Raw genomic sequence first — 2,847 nt, forward strand, 5'->3', positions numbered from 1 at the left:
CGTGCGCTGTTCGTCGCGCTGGAGGATTGGGTCGTGCGTGACACCGCGCCACCAGCCAGCCAGGTCCCCAAGCTGGCAGACGGCACGCTGGCCCGGCCGGACCAGCTGGTATTCCCGACGATGCGCGGATTGAGCTGGAACGTCGGCACCACGCCGACCGCCATCCCTGACTTCACCTACCTCGCGCGCTACAACGGCTTCCCGCTGCTGGACTTCGGCCCGCAGTACATCCCGCAGGACGAAGCCGGCATCGCGACGCTGCTGCCGCCCTACTACACGGGGCGCGACTACGCGATCCTCGTGCCGCAGGTGGACACGACCACGGGCCTGACCCGCGCCGGCATCAAGAGCGTGGAGGCGCGCGCGCCGCTGGGCACCAGCATCGAGTTCAACTACGTGGCCACGCCGGGCATCGTCGATTTGTCCAACCTGACCGGCAGCTTCATCCCGTTCCACACCACCGAAGCGGCGCGCATCGCGGCGGGCGACACGCGGCCTTCGCTGGAGTCGCTGTATGGCAACCAGGCGGGGTATGTGGCGGCGGTGACGACGGCGGCGAACCAGCTTGTCGGCGAGCGGCTGTTGCTGCAGAGGGATGCGGATCTGCGGGTTCAGCAGGCGGTGGGGAGTGCGGTGTTGCCGTGAAGAAATAAGACAGCGTCGCATGGCATAGGCGCCGAGTTGGACTACCAGCTCGGCACTACAGCGCGAAATCTCTGTTCTGTTCGACAACAACAATTTGGGCAGGTACTGCCGTTAACCCGCACCCTTTTTGCGGGCGAGTAGAGATGTCAGTCGTCGGCGGCACAAAAGGCAATACCTGGCTCTCAGACTCCGTGTGACCCCAAACTCGGTGAGCCCCAGACGAGCGGTTACTGCCTTTTGCTTGCCTCGTCAGGGAACGCTATGCATTAGAACGATCGACTGCGCAAAAAACCAAGACCTGAACGCAAACTCCGGCAGCAGCATGTCGGTGGCCGACGAAAGCGAAGGAAGATTCCTGCGAAGAAATACAACCCATATGGCCGTCAGATGCAGGCTCTGGAGCTTCGATCTGCTGCCCCATTCCTTGTTAAAGTCTTTCGGCCGCTACTGCCGGAGGAGAATCAGGGATACGGAGTACCACGTTGAAGTTGGCATATGAAACTCCCCCTGACTCATATAAAATTTTGTAGTCCGGGCGAAAATCAATATCTATTCCTAATAGCTCAGCCAGTCGCTTGCAGTTATATAGTCCATAGCCCTGCCCTGTAAGTTCGAGATTTCTTGCATGTTCTGATCGAAAACCTTTTTCCCCGAGTTGAGACGTCTCGGTTTTTGTTACGAGAGGACCTATCGATCGAAGACAAAGAGTTGCGCCACGTTGCCCGGAATTATTGGATATTTCGATTACTCCCGCTTTGGGTGAGTATTTTATTGCGTTTCCGAATAGAAGATCAAGCAGCTGTTCGAAGTATGGAATGAATGTTTCCACTACAAGCGGCTTCACATCCGATGTGTCTACCTTAATTCCCATTCTAGCCAGCTCATTCCTTCGACGCACGGTAGAGCGAGTTATTTTTGAAGAGATGTCGACTCTTCCGGGAGCGCAATTTGATCTTGCCTCACTGAGGTCGTCAATTGTGCTTACCAAGATCCAACCTGAAAAATCCTGCCAAGCTTCTGAAATGTGATTGAGTGTATTTGAGAGCTTGTCGATATCAGATTTAGAAGCCGCTGCTTTTAGATGATCAATTTGCTTCTGCGATGATTGAAGGCCAATCTGGATATCCCGTGAGAGTTGGCGGAAGCGCTCGAGAAGTTGGCCTGTATCAATCATTTTTGCGGTGTGCTTTCGAGAATAAGAGGGCTTAACAGGTTCCAAGCTTCAATTGCGCCTAATCCTGCTTTGGTAAGTGCGTTGAGGTCTATTCCGTCTTGGGCTTTAATAATTTTTTCAATGTTTTTTGCGTTGCAATTGAATTTTTCTTTAAGCATCTGGCAAAGTAGAATATTTTCTACGTATCGTCTTCTAATTGGCTCAATATCTTTTTCTTTGACGCCGAGATGCTTTAATCTGCTTTGAATGAATTGCCATCTGTGAGATGGGAGTCTAAATATTTTCAGCAGCTCATCGAAGTTAAATAGAAAATCCTCGATGCCCCAGTCTCTGGACAAGATGCCATCTAGTGTATGTTTTTTCTTCAGCTTTGAGTGAATTGCGCCCGGGTTTCCTGTATAGGCGGCGATCACATGGAGCGGGTGTTTTTGTCGAAGTTCGTCAATTACGCCTACACCGTCTAGTCCTGGATATCTTGCTGATCCTACGCCATTTATATCGCAAATTATTATGTCGCTACTTTGAGTGCTAATGACTTTGATTTTCTGATTTGCTTGTGCTATAGGCTTTGTATAATCTTGATGGTAAGCGACGGCGCAGCCTCGACTCTCAATGGCATTAATCCATGGGAAGAGCGCGTCGTCAATTATTGTGACTTTGATATTTCTTGGTTTTGAGAGTAAATCGCCTAGATCTAGCTCTATCGACTCTGGATATGTGCTTTTAGCTTTGTGCGCAGCCAAAAACTTGCAGTACTTTGTCCTTAACCATTCAATTTCATTAATAAACATTTTTCCCCTAACTTTTTTTGGTTTGCATATTTGGTGAGAAAGTAGGGAGTGCAGAACACTTATGAAATACAAGGCGTTGCCGCCGTGCCACGCCGCCCCAAATCTGTCGCGTGCGAGTGGGGGAACTTGTTTTTCAAAAGTAGACACAGGCTCGTCAACACACACTCTTCTCAAACATCGCAGGTGAGCGGTAGCCGATCGAAGAATGCAGGCGCTGCTGATTGTAGAACTGGATGT

General features: G+C 51.0%; 3 protein-coding genes. 1 reads left to right on the forward strand and 2 read right to left on the reverse strand.

All coding sequences use genetic code 11. From position 1 onward, the window contains the following. On the forward strand, positions 1-645 hold a 645-nt coding region (locus AC099J_RS31505; protein ID WP_479619254.1), incomplete at its 5' end, for an alpha/beta hydrolase domain-containing protein. Positions 646-1,072: 427 nt separating this feature from the next. Here the strand turns inward: AC099J_RS31505 and AC099J_RS31510 are convergent. Further along, positions 1,073-1,819, reverse strand: a complete 747-nt coding sequence (locus AC099J_RS31510; RefSeq protein ID WP_479619255.1) for an ATP-binding protein — start codon at positions 1,817-1,819, stop codon at positions 1,073-1,075. Further along, on the reverse strand, positions 1,816-2,847 hold a 1,032-nt coding region (locus tag AC099J_RS31515; protein ID WP_479619256.1), incomplete at its 5' end, for a response regulator. The genes AC099J_RS31510 and AC099J_RS31515, both read right to left, overlap by 4 nt.

The sequence above is a fragment of the Rhodoferax sp. RT4P68 genome (genome assembly GCF_056521305.1).

Coding starts and splice junctions, on each gene's coding strand:
- AC099J_RS31510 (WP_479619255.1), bottom strand. CDS start 1,819: ATGATTGATACAGGCCAACTTCTCGAGCGCTTCCGCCAACTCTCACGG.